14 protein-coding genes are annotated in these 14283 nt (G+C 68.7%); 7 read left to right on the top strand and 7 right to left on the bottom strand.

Features of this window, described 5'->3' with window-relative positions; genetic code table 11:
- Positions 1 to 100: 100 nt before the first annotated feature.
- The 4 genes from ACO2SS_RS08030 to ACO2SS_RS08015 all read left to right on the top strand — a co-directional run bounded on the left by ACO2SS_RS08030 (position 101) and on the right by ACO2SS_RS08015 (position 3781).
- Positions 101 to 1138: a lysine-2,3-aminomutase-like protein gene (locus ACO2SS_RS08030; protein WP_423277089.1), complete on the top strand. Its 1038-nt coding sequence runs from the start codon at positions 101 to 103 to the stop codon at positions 1136 to 1138.
- Between the two features lie 74 nt (positions 1139 to 1212).
- Positions 1213 to 2085: a sulfurtransferase gene (locus ACO2SS_RS08025; RefSeq protein ID WP_423277088.1), complete on the top strand. Its 873-nt coding sequence runs from the start codon at positions 1213 to 1215 to the stop codon at positions 2083 to 2085.
- Between the two features lie 51 nt (positions 2086 to 2136).
- Positions 2137 to 2466 carry a hypothetical protein gene (locus ACO2SS_RS08020; protein ID WP_423277087.1) on the top strand — a complete coding sequence of 110 codons (330 nt, stop codon included), beginning with the start codon at positions 2137 to 2139 and terminating at the stop codon, positions 2464 to 2466.
- 94 nt (positions 2467 to 2560) lie between these two features.
- Entirely contained in the window at positions 2561 to 3781 is a 1221-nt protein-coding gene (locus ACO2SS_RS08015; protein ID WP_423277086.1) for an alpha/beta hydrolase, read from the top strand.
- Positions 3782 to 3863: 82 nt separating this feature from the next.
- Here the strand turns inward: ACO2SS_RS08015 and htpG are convergent, their stop codons facing one another.
- Positions 3864 to 5753 (bottom strand): molecular chaperone HtpG, encoded by a 1890-nt coding sequence (htpG, locus tag ACO2SS_RS08010; protein WP_423277176.1) that lies wholly within the window; start codon positions 5751 to 5753, stop codon positions 3864 to 3866.
- A 287-nt stretch (positions 5754 to 6040) separates the two neighbouring features.
- On the opposite strand from htpG, the gene ACO2SS_RS08005 reads away from it, so the two are divergent.
- The gene (locus ACO2SS_RS08005; protein ID WP_423277085.1) at positions 6041 to 7351 is read left to right on the top strand and encodes an FAD-dependent oxidoreductase; all 1311 of its coding nucleotides are present in this window, start codon (positions 6041 to 6043) and stop codon (positions 7349 to 7351) included.
- A gap of 271 nt (positions 7352 to 7622) precedes the next feature.
- Here the strand turns inward: ACO2SS_RS08005 and ACO2SS_RS08000 are convergent, their stop codons facing one another.
- The 6 genes from ACO2SS_RS08000 to ACO2SS_RS07975 form a co-directional block, all read right to left on the bottom strand.
- The gene (locus ACO2SS_RS08000; RefSeq protein WP_423277084.1) at positions 7623 to 8051 is read right to left on the bottom strand and encodes a hypothetical protein; all 429 of its coding nucleotides are present in this window, start codon (positions 8049 to 8051) and stop codon (positions 7623 to 7625) included.
- A 79-nt stretch (positions 8052 to 8130) separates the two neighbouring features.
- Positions 8131 to 8610: an Hsp20 family protein gene (locus tag ACO2SS_RS07995; protein WP_423277083.1), complete on the bottom strand. Its 480-nt coding sequence runs from the start codon at positions 8608 to 8610 to the stop codon at positions 8131 to 8133.
- Between the two features lie 269 nt (positions 8611 to 8879).
- Positions 8880 to 9908, bottom strand: coding sequence for an adenylate/guanylate cyclase domain-containing protein (locus tag ACO2SS_RS07990; RefSeq protein ID WP_423277082.1), 1029 nt, complete (start codon positions 9906 to 9908; stop codon positions 8880 to 8882).
- A 92-nt stretch (positions 9909 to 10000) separates the two neighbouring features.
- Complete coding sequence (locus ACO2SS_RS07985; protein ID WP_423277081.1) at positions 10001 to 10969, bottom strand: NADP-dependent oxidoreductase; 969 nt, start codon at positions 10967 to 10969, stop codon at positions 10001 to 10003.
- A gap of 42 nt (positions 10970 to 11011) precedes the next feature.
- A complete protein-coding gene (locus ACO2SS_RS07980; RefSeq protein ID WP_423277080.1) occupies positions 11012 to 11440 on the bottom strand; it encodes a cupin domain-containing protein in 429 nt (142 codons plus the stop codon).
- A 63-nt stretch (positions 11441 to 11503) separates the two neighbouring features.
- Positions 11504 to 12142 carry an HD domain-containing protein gene (locus ACO2SS_RS07975; RefSeq protein WP_423277079.1) on the bottom strand — a complete coding sequence of 213 codons (639 nt, stop codon included), beginning with the start codon at positions 12140 to 12142 and terminating at the stop codon, positions 11504 to 11506.
- A 188-nt stretch (positions 12143 to 12330) separates the two neighbouring features.
- Here ACO2SS_RS07975 and ACO2SS_RS07970 point away from each other — a divergent pair, with 188 nt between their 5' ends.
- Both ACO2SS_RS07970 and ACO2SS_RS07965 read left to right on the top strand, forming a co-directional pair.
- The gene (locus ACO2SS_RS07970) at positions 12331 to 13347 is read left to right on the top strand and encodes a GlxA family transcriptional regulator (RefSeq protein ID WP_423277078.1); all 1017 of its coding nucleotides are present in this window, start codon (positions 12331 to 12333) and stop codon (positions 13345 to 13347) included.
- 113 nt (positions 13348 to 13460) lie between these two features.
- Positions 13461 to 14255: a crotonase/enoyl-CoA hydratase family protein gene (locus ACO2SS_RS07965; RefSeq protein ID WP_423277077.1), complete on the top strand. Its 795-nt coding sequence runs from the start codon at positions 13461 to 13463 to the stop codon at positions 14253 to 14255.
- Positions 14256 to 14283 lie beyond the last annotated feature (28 nt).

Here is a 14283-nt window from a genome sequence, read left to right as displayed (position 1 = left end):
CGCACCCGGCCATCCCGGCGAAAGCCGGATCGATGAAACGGCTCGACGGCGAAGACGCCTGGACCCCGGCTTCCGCCGGGGCGAGCGGAATGACGATGCCTTGCCCGTGACCAAGCCACTGCGCACCTCCGATGACCTCGCCTCGGCGGGCCTGGCCTCTCCGGGAGACCTCGCCGCGCTCGACGCCGTCGCGGCCCGCTATGCCGTCGCGATAACGCCGGCGCTCGCAGAGCTGATCGACGTCGTCGATCCGGCCGATCCGATCGCGCGGCAATTCGTCCCCTCCGCGGAGGAGCTGGACACCCGGCCCGAGGAACTGGCCGACCCGATCGGCGACGAGGCGCATTCGCCGGTCGAAGGCATCGTGCACCGCTACCCCGACAGGGTCCTGCTGAAGCCGGTCCATGTCTGCGCCGTCTATTGCCGGTTCTGCTTCCGGCGCGAGATGGTCGGTCCCGGGAAGGCCGAGGCTCTGTCGCCCACGGCGCTGCAGGCCGCCCTCGACTACATCCGCGCCCGGCCGGGGATCTGGGAAGTGATCCTGTCGGGGGGCGACCCGCTCGTGATGTCGCCGCGCCGCCTGCGGGAGATCGCGGCTGCGCTCGCCGCGATCGAGCACGTCCGGGTGATCCGCATCCACACGCGGCTGCCGGTCGCCGATCCCGGGAAGATCACGCCGGAGCTGGTCGAGGCCCTCAGGGTCCCCGGCAAGGCGACCTGGCTCGTGCTGCACGCCAACCACGCCCGGGAGCTGACACCGGCCGCCCGCGCCGCCTGCGGGCGGATCGTCGATGCGGGCGTCCCGGTGCTCTCGCAATCGGTGCTTCTTCGCGGCGTGAACGACGATCCGGCCACGCTCGAGGCCCTGCTGCGGGCGCTCGTCGAGACCCGGATCAAGCCCTACTACCTCCACCATGGCGATCTTGCGCCCGGCACGTCGCATCTGCGGACGAGCGTCGCCGAGGGCCAGGCCCTGATGCGCGCGCTGCGCGGCAGCGTCTCCGGCCTCGCCCAGCCGACCTATGTGCTGGACATCCCGGGCGGCCACGGCAAGTCGCCGATCGGCCCGAGCTATCTCGCCGAGGACGATGGCCAAGCGCTGGTCGAGGACTGGCAGGGCTTAAAGCACCGCTATTGAGGCCGGCCGCCCCGGGCGACGTTGCAGCATCGGGGCCGGTGAGTCATGGCTTTGCAGGACATCGAGGAACGCCCATGAGCACCGAAACCGCACCGGCCCTGATCGCCCCCGCGGAACTCGCGAAGCGGCTGGGGCAGCCAGGCCTCGTCGTGCTCGATATCCGCTCCGCCGGCTATGGCGGCGGTCGCGCCGCCTATGATGCCGGCCATATCCCGGGCGCGATCCATTCCGACTACGTTGCCGATGGCTGGCGCCAGCAGAAGGGTGCGGCGGCCGGGCTCCTGCCCGATTCCGACCGACTATCGACGCTGTTCGGCGGGCTCGGCATCACGCCCGAGAGCTGGGTGGTCGTGGTCCCGGCCGGGATGTCCTCGGGCGATTTCAGCGTCGCGGCCCGGATATTCTGGACCTTCCGGGCGGCCGGGCACCGCCGTCTGTCCATGCTTGACGGCGGCTGGGAAGCCTGGGTCGCGGCCGGCCTCCCGGTCGCGACGGAACCCACGGAGCCGCCGGCCCGGACCGAGTATCCGGTCCGGCTCGCCCCCGACGTCCGCGCGACGCTGGACGAGGTCGAGCGGGTGGTGGCGGATGGCGGCGCAACCCTGGTCGATTCCCGCGGGCCCAAATCCTTTGCGGGCGAGGAGAAATCCCCGCAGGCGGCGCGTGCCGGGCGGCTGCCCGGCTCGGTCAATGTCGAGGGTGCGCAGGCCTTCGACGCGGAGCGCCATGGCCTCAAGGGTCGCCCCGAGCTGGAGACCCTGTTCGCGCCGGCCGGCGAGGGACCCGTCATCTCGTTCTGCAATACCGGCCAGGCCGCCGCGACGGACTGGTTCGTGCTGTCGGAGGTCCTCGGCCGGCCGGACGTGAAGCTTTACGACGGGTCGATGTCCGAATGGACGGCGGACCCGGCACGCCCTGTCGAGACCGGACCGGCGAAGCCGACCTGACGCGTTTGGCCGATTCAACCCTCGCGCGTAAGGTCGCGCCCGCGGAGGAACGTGATTCTGCGTGGGCGGATCAGATCATCGACGGCAGCCCTGGCTCTGCTTGCCAGCCTCGAGACTGGCTTCGCACGCGCCGAGGAGGAGCAACCTCTGCGGTTCACGGTAGGGCCGTCGGGCGCGCAGGGAGAGGAAACGCTCGACCAGAAACTGGCCCGGCGCGACCGCTTCCGCTTCATCTGCGTCGGCTGCGTGCGCGTCCCGGGGCAGACCAATGGAGCGACCTTCCGGCCGATCGAAACCCTCAACGCGCCCCAGCTGACGCGAGCGCTCGCGCCGCCCCCGCCTGAACCCCAGGAAGACGAAGCCGCGGCCGACCCGCCCTGAGGCGCAAGGCCGCGCCGGCCGCCCGGCGCTCATCTTGCTCGCGACATGAAGCCCGCCGGCCGCTATCGTGCCGCTCGATGGGGAGAGGGGCGAGTTGAAGCCGGCCGTTGTCGTTGCCGCCGTTGCGCTGGCGCTTTCAGCCTGCGGCACGCGGGCTCCCGATGCGATGCTGCCGGTCCAGGCGGAGGCGATCGGGGCCCAGCGCGTGCCCATGCTCGTCGCGACCACCCGCAACCCTCTGCCCGATCCGGGGGTGCTCTTCGGGGGAGAACGCTCCACGCGCGTCTCGTTCCAGCGGATCGACGTCTCCGTGCCGCCCACCCACCGGGTCGGCGAGGTGGAATGGCCGGATACGAGCCCCGGCGATCCGGCCCGCCACTTCGTGACGCTCCGGTCGGAGCCGCTCGAGGAGGCGGGGCTGAGGGACACCGTCCGGGAGATGATCCGCAAGTCCGGCCAGCGCCGGGTCCTCGTCTTCGTGCACGGCTACAACAACCAGTTCGACGACGCGGTCTTCCGCTTCGCCCAGATCAAGCATGACAGCGCCGCCCCGGGGGTCGCCATCCTGTTCACCTGGCCCTCGCGCGGACGGCTGCTCGCCTATCCGTACGATCGGGAGAGCGCGACCTACTCGCGAGGAGCGCTGGAACGGCTGCTCAACGGCCTTGCCGCGGAGCCGAGCGTGGGCGAGATCAACGTGCTCGCCCATTCCATGGGGAACTGGGTGACGCTCGAGGCGCTCCGGCAGCAGGCGATCCGAAAGGGACGGGTGCCGGAGAAGATCCGGAACGTGATGCTCGCGGCGCCGGACGTGGACATCGATGTCGCCCGCACCCAGGTCCTGGACCTCGGCCCGCGGCGGCCCAAGATCACGCTCTTCGTCTCGCAGGACGATCGGGCGCTCGCCTTCTCACGCCTGTTCTGGGGAAGCGCTGTCCAGCTCGGGGCGATCGATCCCGAGGCGGAGCCGTACCGGACGGCGCTCGCGCGCGCCAATATCACGGCCGTCGACCTGACCCGGATCAACTCCGGTGATCCGCTGCACCACGCGACCTTCGCCGAGTCGCCCGATGTCGTGCGCTCGATCGGGGCCCGCCTCGCCACCGGCCAAGCCGTCGGTCACGAGCAGAGCCTCGGGGAAGGCATCGGCCTTGTCGTGGGCGGGGCCGCCCGCTCCATTGGCGCGGCCGCGACCGCCGCCGCCTCCATCCCGGCCGCCGCGGTCGACCCCGCGAGCCGCCGCAACCTCGAAGACAACTTCAAGTCGATCCTGCCGGGCCTCACGGACCGGCAGCAGGGTGTGGCGACCGACTAGGCCGGCCCGGCCCATGGCGTGGTGGTAGATCCGACCACCACGCTGCGGGGAGAGCGTGCCCCAACGCGGGACGCGGGAGTGCTCAGCCCAGGGAGCGTCGCATCACGCGTCCGAGGCGCTGGGAGAACGCCTTCGGGTCGGCCGGCAATTCGCCGTCCAGGACCCTGGCCTCGTCATAGAGCAGGTGGGCGGCATCCTCGCTCAGCGCGCGGTCCTCCTCGCCGATCGCCGCGAGAGCAATGATCAGGTCGTGGTTGGGATTGACCTCCAGGACGGGCTTCGCGCCCAGGCCGCCCCGCCCGGATTGCGCCAGGATGCGCTCGAGCTGGCGATCGAGCCCGCTCTCGGGCGCCACGAGGCAGACGGGGCTTTCGGTCAGCCGCTCGGAGGCCCTGACATCGGCCACCTGATCGGCCAGCACGGTCTTCAGCGAAGCGATGAAGCCGGCGACGGCCTCGCTCGGGGCAGCGCCGGAATCGGCATTGGTGTCGAGCTTCGGGATGAGCGAGAGGTCCGCCCCACCCTGCGTGACCGACTTGAAGGGCTTGCCCTCGTAGTCGATCCCAGCCGTGACCCAGAAGCTGTCCACCGGATCGGGCAGGAGGAGCACCTCGACACCCCGGGCACGGAAGCCCTCGAGCTGCGGCGAGCTCTCGAGGCGCGCGAGGTCCGATCCGGCCGCGTAATAGATCGCGGTCTGGTTCTCCCGCATGGAGGCCGCGTAGTCCTTGAGGGAGCGCCAGCCCTCACCGGACGAGGTCGTCTTGAAGCGCGCCAGCCCGAGAAGCTGCCCCCGCCTCTCGAAATCCTCGTAGAGACCTTCCTTCAGGACGGGCCCGAAATTGTCCCACACCTTCGCGTAGGCCTCGGCATCGTCCTTCGCCAGCTTCTCCAGCTCGCCGAGCACGCGGTTGGTCACGCCCTTCTTGATCGCCGCGAGGATCGGGCTCTCCTGGATCATCTCCCGCGACAGGTTGAGGGGGAGATCGGACGAGTCGACGAGGCCGCGGACGAAGCGGAGGTACCTGGGGAGGATCTCCGCCTCGTCGGTGATGAAGACGCGCCGCACATATAGCTTCATGCGCCCCGACCGCTCGGGGTCGAGCAGATCGAAGGGCTTCGACCCGGGCAGGAAGGCGAGCGCCGTGTATTCGTGCCGGCCCTCGGCGCGGAAATGGACCGTCAGTGCGGGCTCGTCGAACTGGCCCGCGAGGCTGCGGTAGAAGTCGGTGTATTCCTCCGCGCTGACCTGCGCCCGCGGCTTCGCCCAGAGCGCCGACCCGTCGGCGATTTCCTGCGGCTCGGCATCCGGCTTCTCGGCGAAGGCGATCGGTACCGGCACATGGCCCGACTGCGCCTTCACGATCCGCTCCAGGTTGAAGCGCTCCGCGTAGGAGGCGGCGTCCTCCATCAGGTGGAGGGTGACGCGCGTGCCGCGCTCGGGCGCCTCGCCGGCTTCCGCCGCCCGCACCGTGTACGAGCCCTGGCCGTCTGAGGACCAAAAGGCCGCCTCGTCCTGGCCGGCCCGGCGGGAGGCGACGTCGACCCGCTCGGCAACCATGAAGGCCGAGTAGAAGCCGACGCCGAACTGGCCGATGAGCTGTGCGCCCTCGGCGCCCTGCGCCGACCCGGCCCGGTCGATGAACGCCTTCGTGCCGGACCGCGCGATCGTGCCGAGGGCCTCCACCATCTCGTCCCGGGTCATGCCGATGCCGTTGTCCTCGACGACGAGCCGGCGGGACTCGGGATCTGCCTTCAGCGTGATGCGGAGCTTGCTGTCCGCGCCGAGCAATCCCGGATTCGCGATCGCTTCGAACCGAAGCTTTTCGCAGGCGTCGGCGGCGTTCGAGATGAGCTCCCGAAGGAAGACGTCGCGGTCCGAATAGACCGAGTGGACCATCATGTGCAGCAGCCTCGAGACGTCTGCCTCGAAGCTGCGGCTTTCGGGGGCTGCGACCTGGTCTGTCGACACCGTTTTCAATGCCTTTCGAACAATCCCTGGCGGCAGGTAGGTGCCCTGCCGGGCGGGAAGTTTCAAGCGAGCGTTTCTGCCCGCGGCGACGCTGCCGGAGCGTGCCCCCTCCCTTCGGCTCGAAGATCCGGTGAGGGCCAGCGCCGCCCGGAATCGCAAGCCCATTGGGAGCGGATCCGCTCCCACTGGGCCGATTCTTTCAGATGATGGAAACGAGCCCGGAGGCGAAACACTCTGGCTGCACGGCCGGCCTAGCGACCACTCCTCACTCACCGGGGAGCAGGTTGATGAAGCGTCTGATCGGTCGGCAGGCGGTGGTTGTCGGGGCGGGAATCGCTGGCCTTGCGGCGGCGCGGGCCGTTGCAGACTTCGTCGAGCACGTGGTGGTTCTGGAGCGCGACAAGACCCAGGCCACGGGGGAGCCGCGGCCCGGCGTTCCGCAAGGACGACAGCCTCACGTCTTGCTGGCCGGTGGGCTGGGCGCTTTCGCGTACCTCTTGCCTGGCATCGAGGCCGACCTCCACCGTGCCGGGGCGCTGCCGCTGGAGGCAGGCCACGACGCACGATCTGAGATCCCGGATGTGGGCGTCCTCCCGCAGCGCCAATTCGGCATCAGGAGTGTCGCGACAACCCGGCCGATCCTCGAGCAGGTTATCGCCCGAAGGGTCGCGGCTCAGGAGAACATCACGTTCCGCCGCGGGGCCCGGGTCGTGGAGGTCGTGACGACGGCGAAGGGCGAGAACGTGGTCGGCGTCCGCTTCGAGGATGAGCGGGCCAATCTCGACACGATCGAGGCGGATCTCGTCATCGATGCCTCGGGAAGAGGGGGCGTGACGATGGCCTGTATCGCGCAGAATGGCCTCGAGCCGCCGCGCGAGACGAAGATTGGGATCGATCTCGGCTATGCGACCGGGATCTTCACCTTTCCGCCCGAGGCCAACCTCGATTTCACCGCCCTCATAACCTATCCGATGGTGCCGGAAAGCAGTCGCAGCGGCCTCATGATGCAGATCGGGCAGGGGCGCTGGCAGGTGATCCTGGCCGGACGTGGTGACGAGTTGCCGCCCGCGACCTTGCCCGACTTCCTGGTCTCCGCCGAGTTGCTCCCGACCCGGACGATCGCCTCGGCCCTGCGGAGAGCGGACTCGGTCGGCGAAATCGCACAATTCAGGTTCGGAGAGAGCGTCTGGCGCCATTTCGGCGTTTCGGGTCGCCTTCCCGGCGGTCTCATCCCGATCGGGGACGCGATCTGTCGCTTCAACCCGGTCTATGGTCAGGGGATGAGCATCGCGGCCATCGAGGGCAAGCTGCTGCACCGCCTCCTGGCGACCCACGCCGCGACGGGTGGCGCTCTCAGCGAGGTCGTCGCGGAATTCCTCGGGCGAGCCAATAACCTGATCGAGCCAGCCTGGCGCCTCTCAGCCGTGCCGGATCTCGCCTTTCCCGGCGTGAGCGGGGACCGCCCAGCCGATCTCGAAGAACAACTGCTGCGCAAGAAGGAACTCTTTCAGCGCGCTATGCACGACGACGATGCGCACAGGTCGCTGGTCGAGGCTCTGCATCTCACGCAGTTCGAGCGTGCGATGGAAATGGCGTAGGACGCCAAGGTCTCGATCGGGCTTGGGAGGCTCGAACGGTCCGTCCTGCCGAAGGCAATTCAGGCGAACATGCCGTTCCGCCCAGTGGGGACGCTGCTGCCGCGTCCCCACTGGGCATGAGCGCCTTCGTCAGCGGTGCCGCTCCGCTACCGTCATCTCGGGCGTCTGGCGAGCCCGACGGCCATGCCGAGGGTCATCAACGCCCATCCCGCGAGCGCCAGCGCCGCCCGGGACCGGAATGCAGTCGCCTTCATCGTCTCAGGATCCGGTTCTAGGCGGCGAGCGCGTCGGCCACGCGGATCTCGACGGGATACGCCGCCGCCGCGGGACGAGGCGGCGGGTCGTCGTCGCGATCCTCCCGCCGCCGTCTCACACGCAGGCGGGACAGGAGGCTGCCCCGCTTGCGGCCGAAGGCCCTCCGGACCTGCATTCGCGCGGCAGTGGTTTCCCTCTCGCCATCCAGTGCCTTGAGCGCGGCCAGGACCTCGTCCACGCCCACGATCGCCCCGTCATCCAGCTGGCGGAGGGCCGGCGCATTCTCGACCGCGTGCGCGTCCGACGCCCAGCGGGCGAGCACCTCGCGTTTCTTCGCGAGCGTCAGATCCGGGCTGCGAAGGACATCCTCCGGACTGCGGAGGAGGGTCGCCGGGCCTTCTGGGATGGTGTTGGTGGTGGTCGTGCTGTCGGCTGTGCTGCTCACCTCTGGTTCCTCCGGACATGAGCGGCCCAGCCCGCCCGGGGCCGGGTGACTGGACCGCTCTGCTGAAGGGAAAGCTGCGTTACGCGGCCTGCCGCCCGGGCTCGGCCTCGATCTGCGCCGGAGCATTGTCCTGGGCGACGCCGGGCCGGCTCGCGGCGCCGATCTCGATCCGGCGCGGCTTCAGCCGCTCGGGGATCTCCCGCACGAGGGCGACGGTGAGGAGGCCGTTCTCCAGGGTGGCAGCCTCGACGCGGACATGCTCCGCGAGGCTGAAGGTCTGCTTGAAGGCGCGCGAGGCGATGCCCTGGTGCAGGAACTGCCGGCCGGGCTGCTCGTCCTTGCGCAGACCTGCGACGACAAGCTGGGTGCCGTGCTGGGTGAGCTCGATGTCATCCGGCCCGAACCCGGCGACCGCCATCGTGATGGCGTACTCGTTCTCGCCCCTCTTCTCGATGTTGTAGGGCGGCCAATCGGAGCGGGCGCCCTCGTTCAGCATGTCGAAGAGCCGGTCGAAGCCGACGGAATGGCGGTAAAGGGGCGAAACGTCGAAAGTTCTCATGACCACATCCTCCTGAAGAGCAACATGGATGCGAGGCGCGCCCCCACGGGCAGCGCACCCCTGTCGAGCCCTGAAGCGCCTCGACGGCGAGCGATTTAGGAACGTGAGTACATCCTTCAAGAGGGCCGCCGATTTCGACTTTTGGCGAATGTGACGGTGGGGCTTTCCCGCAGTCGGCGTCCGGAAGTCGGGCGACACAGCCCTCCCCGGGCCAGGTTGGGGCCGTGTTGCCCCGGGCTGATCAGCCCGCGGGCGCGTCGGGCCGAACCCTATGCGCGCCCACCCTCCGTGGGGTCGCACCGGCGGCCGACGGCGGAGACCGGCTCTCCTGGCCGAACCAAGCTGCCACGATAGAGCCGGACGGGATGGTTCATCCCCCGGAGCGCGTGCGTGCCTTCGTCCGCGAACTCCTCGGCGAGGTGCTCGCTGCCTTCCTCGAGAAGCCGCGCGACCACGGAACCGCTGACCAGGATCTCGGCATCCAGCCGCCGGCAATAGCTCTCGATGCGGCTCGCCAAGTTCACGGTTTCGCCGAGCACGGTCAGCTCCAGCCGGTCCTCCGTTCCGACATTCCCGAAGACGACCTCACCGAAATGGATGCCCATCGCCATCCGGATCTCGGGCTGGCCACCCCGTCGGTTCTCCTTGTTCCACGCAGCGATCCTGCGTGAGATGTCGCCCGCACACAGGACGGCATTCGTGGCGTCGCGGGGTCCAGGCACCGGTACGCCGAAGACCGCCAGCAGGCCGTCACCCAAGAACTTGTCGATCGTGCCGTGGTTGCGGAACACCGCGTCAGCCATGATGGCCAACACCTCGCGCAGAACCGCCACCGCCTCTCCTGCAGGCATGCGCGAGGCGAGGTCCGTGAAGCCCACGATGTCCACGAACATGACCGCAGCCGGTTGCTCCCGCGCGAAGCTCGCCGGGACGTCGGCGTCGGCGAGCTGGTCGACCATCGAGGGGGAGAAGAACCGGCCGAGATTGGCCCGCTTCCTTTCGCTTGCGGCGAGGCGCTCCGCAGCCCTGACCATCCTAAGGGCAAGAAGGGTCGTGATGCCGATCGCCGACAAGCTCACGAGGGCGCGAAGCTCTTCAACGCCCGCAGCCTGTCGCCCATGCGTGATGGCGAAGCTCACGGTCGTCAGGAAAACGCAAATGGCGCCCGCGCCGAGTACGCTCCGCTGACCGCCGTCTGCGGCCAGCATCACGACGAAGATGTACAGGACAGCTACGGCGAATTCGAGCGAGCTTAGCGTATCGACAAGGAATATCGCCGCCGCAACAATCAACGCCACCGAGTTACCGCAGACCCATCAGTCGGATGTGGTCTAGCTGGCCGCCGACCTGAACTGGCAAGAATGCCGTATCCCTTCCGATGCACGGGGGCTCACCGGCCGGTGATCTGAAGGACGATTTTACCTTTGGGAGCGCGTCCGGCGTCTTCCATCATCTCGTGTGCCTCCCAAGCCTGCGAGAACGGAAGAACCGCTCCGATCCGCGTTTTCAGTTCGCCAGCGTCGAGGAGCTCGGCGATCCTGGTCAGCCGCTCCGATGTGACTGCGACGAGAAAGAATGCTGCCGAGATCCCCCGTTCGCCGGCCTGCCGCTGGTCAGGCTCGGACACGGTGGAGATGAGGGCGCCTCCGGGGCGCAGCACGGCAAAGGACCGCGCCTGGGTCTCGCCGCCGACCAGATCGATGACGGCATCGACATTGTCGATCTCGTCCTCGAACCGCTGGCGCCGATAATCGATCACCTTTTCGGCCCCGAGTTCCTTGACGAGGGCAGCATCCTGGGAACTCGCAGTCGCGACGACACGGAGTCCGGCCCGGCGGCCGAACTGGACAGCGTAGCCGCCGACGTTCCCGCCCGCCCCATGGATCAGGACTGTCTGCCCCGCCTTGAGCCGCGCCTCTTCGAACAACGCCTGCCACGCCGTGATCGAGACCACCGGCACCGAGGCGGCTTCCTGGAAGCTCAATCGGGCGGGCATCCTGGCGATCATCGCAGCCTCGGCCAGGGCGTACTCCGCATAGGCTCCTACGAAGCGCGGGTTCGTGACGCCGAACACGGCCTCCCCGAGGCCGAGCCCCCGAACCTCAGGCCCGATCCCGGCGACCACGCCCGCCAGATCCGAGCCGGGCGTGAGTGGCAGGGGCTGCGGCAGAGCGCTTCGGCCGGCGCGGATCCAGGCGTCCCACGGTCCCACCCCGGCGGCGTGGACCTGGACGAGAACCTCTCCGGGGCCAGGCTCCGGACGCTTCACCGCCTCGAGGGACATGGCGTCGGGGCCCCCGAAGGCATGGACCCGCCATGCCCTCATGCTCTTGCTCGCGGCGTTCGGGCCTGATGTCATCGCGTGATCTCCGTCACCTGCCAACATGCATCCCGCCGATCGCTACGGCTTCGGATCGGGCAGCGTCAGCACGTCGTCGTGCTCGTCGAGGACAAAGACGGCCAAGAGGCTTGCCGCCTCGCTCCCGCTTGCATTGGCGCTCACCTGGTGGCGCGAGCCAGGCTCCTCGAAGAAACCCTCCCCCGCCCGGTACACGCGCTCGGGCCCATCGTTCACGCGGCTCCGGATCGCCCCGCTCAGGACATGTGCGTAGATGAAGGCCGAAGGCGCGTGCCGATGTGCTGGCGAGGCGCTCCGGGGCGGGTACGTGACGACAACGGCCACGAGCCGCTTGCCGGGCGCGTTCGGGAGCGCGCGCTCGAAGACCGTCCTTACGCTCTCCACCGCGTGCCCGGGACCCACCGCGACAGGCCCGAGTGCGACCAGGGCGCCGAACAATGCGGTCGTCCCCATCTTCGACCAAGAAATCATGGAGACCTCCCGGCGCTTCGACCTGCAGGCTCTTCCGCGCGCAGCCGGCACGGCAGCTGCCGGTCACTCGGCCCAAGGCGCGTTGAGGATGCGGGTGCAGGCGTTCGGCTTCCGAAAGGTCGGATCGCGGTATTCGATGTAGTCGAAATTGACCGTGCCGAACGTCGTTTCCGGCTTCTTCAGGGCCGAGCACGTCTGGGCCCGGATGAACGCGCCCTTGAAATCGTGGCGCGGGAAGGCTGCGACGACCTCGTCTCGTTGCCCGGGCGTGAAATCGTCAAAGCCGATACCAATCACATCCATCAGAACGCCCGCGTTCGTCAGTGCGATTTCCGGCTTCATGTACTGGGGAATGCCAGGCGTCGTGTGCAGCGCGATCGCCTCCCACACGAGATCGGCCTGCGGGTCGGCGATACCGTGGCTCTTGAGGAAGTCCCGGGCAGCGTCGGCCCCGTCAACCTCGAACCGCTTCGTCGGACTGTGATGGCTGTCGACCAACCCGAGGTCGTGAAAGAGCGCCGCGACGTAGAGCAGCTCTGCGTCGAACGGAAGATTTCGCCTCATGCCGTTCAGGGCGCCGAAGAAATACACGCGAACAGAATGGTTATATAACATCTCGTCTTCGAGCTGCCGCACGAACTCCGTAGCGTCGCGCGCCATCCTGCTGTCGGGGATCTTCACCCCGGAGATCATGTCGAGCATCGTACCGTTCCAGTGCTGCTCCGATTGGTCCGGCCTGCCACGCGCTGCACCGGGACTGCGTCGCAGCCTCCGAGGGCGGGCTCTGCCTGCGCCACAATCTTATGGTTCAGTCCCACTCCCACAACGGGAGCCGCCCAGCGGATCAGGACAACCACGCGCCGCTTCGCGCCAGAATGTCTGGTGGTGCCATGACCGTGCAGAAAGTCGGGATCGTCATCCACGAAGGCGTGCAGGCGCTCGATGTCGCCGGCCCGCTGGACGCCTTCGGCGAGGCCAACAAGTTCACGCCCTCGGACGAGCGCTACGAGGTGGTCCTCGTAGGGGCGAGCCGCGATCCCGTCAGGGCGTCCAACAACATGCGGGTGCTGGCCGATGCCACCTTCGCCGAGGCGGAGGACGCGTTCGACATCCTTCTCGTCGCCGGTGGGCCGAGCCTTCCGCGAGGAAGGCCCGACGACCGGCTGATCGAGTACCTGCGCCGCGCCTCGCGCAGGGCGTCGATCTACGGCTCGGTCTGCACCGGTGCCTTCCCGCTGGGGCATGCCGGGCTGCTCGACGGCCGCCGCGTCACCACGCATTGGCGGATCGCCCGGGAGCTGGCCGAAAGCTTCCCGGCCGCGCGCGTCGAGCCCGATGCGATCTTCATCCAGGACGGGAAGCTGATCACATCCGCCGGGATCACGGCGGGGATCGATCTGGCCTTGGCTTTGGTGAACCGCCGCTACGGCCCGGATGTCTCGGTCGCGGTCGCGAAGCATCTGGTCGTCCTCGCTCAGCGCCAGGGCGGCCAGTCCCAGTTCAGTCCCTATCTCATGGCCCCGGCCGACCCGACATCGCCGATCCGCCGCGTGCAGGACCACGTCATGGCGAATGTCGGCCGGCGACACAGCCTTAAGTCGCTCGCAGATATTGCCGGAATGAGCACCCGGAGCCTCGCGCGACACTTCGTTCAGGAGACCGGCGTCACGCCACACAGGTTCGTCGAGAATGCCCGCCTCGACGCGGCCCGCAAACTGCTCGAAGGCAGCGACCGCTCGCTCAAGGCCGTCGCCTATGACACCGGGTTCGTGACGGCCGACCACATGCGGATCGTCTTCAACGATCGTCTCGGGATCGGACCCGCTCAGTACCGCAGGAGGTTCAGCATCCCGGTCTGCGCCGACTGGCCCGTTTCGTCGACGCACCGCGGCGACTTCCGCCCTTAGCGCCTGGGCCACCTTCGGCCAGGTGAACGGAGCTCACCCCCGCACGAGTCCATCTCGTTTGAAACCCGCAGGTCGCGACGTGATCCTTCCTCTGGACCAGCCAGGGAGATCACATGTCCGACCAGATCCTGTTGCGAACCGACGAGGGCGGTACCGCGACGCTCGTCCTCAACCGGCCGGACAAGCTGAACGCGCTCGATTACCCGCTGATCGACGCGCTCGCCTCGGCCCTCGACGACATCGAGACGGACGACGCGATAGGCTCCGTGATCCTGACCGGGGCCGGGCGAAAGGCCTTCTGCGCCGGGGCGGACATCAAGTGCTTCTCGTCGAGCGTCAACGCGGGCGTCGAGATCGCCCTGCGGGATTTCGTCCGGCGCGGCCAGCGCCTGACCAGCCGGCTCGAGACCTTCCCGAAGCCGATCATCGCGGCCGTGAACGGGCTCGCCTTCGGGGGTGGCTGCGAGATGACCGAGGCCGTGCCCCTGGCGATCGCGGCCGAGAGCGCCAGCTTCGCCAAGCCCGAGATCAGGCTCGGCTTCCCTCCCCCGTTCGGCGGAACGCAGCGGCTGCCGCGGCTCGTGGGCAGGAAGCGCGCCCTGAAGATGCTGCTGACCGGCGAGCCCATCACGGCCGGTGAGGCCGCCGGGATCGGGCTGGTCAACGACGTCGTGCCGGACGAGGAGCTCTTGCCGGCGGCGCGGGACCTCGCCGGCAAGGTGATGGCGCATTCGCGCCTCGCGGTGGCGGCCTGCCTGGCGGCCGTCACGCGGGGGATCAACCTGCCCATCGACGAGGGGCTCGCCGTCGAGGCGACCCAGTTCGGACGCATGGTGCCGACGCGGGACATCCGGGAAGGCATCGGGGCGTTTCTCGAGCGCCGCACGCCGTCCTTCGGCGGCCATTGAGCGAGCCGGCCCCACGGCCCCGACAACC

Source organism: Enterovirga sp. CN4-39, from assembly GCF_049446235.1.
In the GTDB taxonomy this organism is placed as follows: Bacteria; Pseudomonadota; Alphaproteobacteria; order Rhizobiales; family Beijerinckiaceae; genus Enterovirga.
The sequence above is the reverse complement of the archived record's forward strand: the minus strand, read 5'-3'. Positions and strand labels throughout refer to the sequence as shown.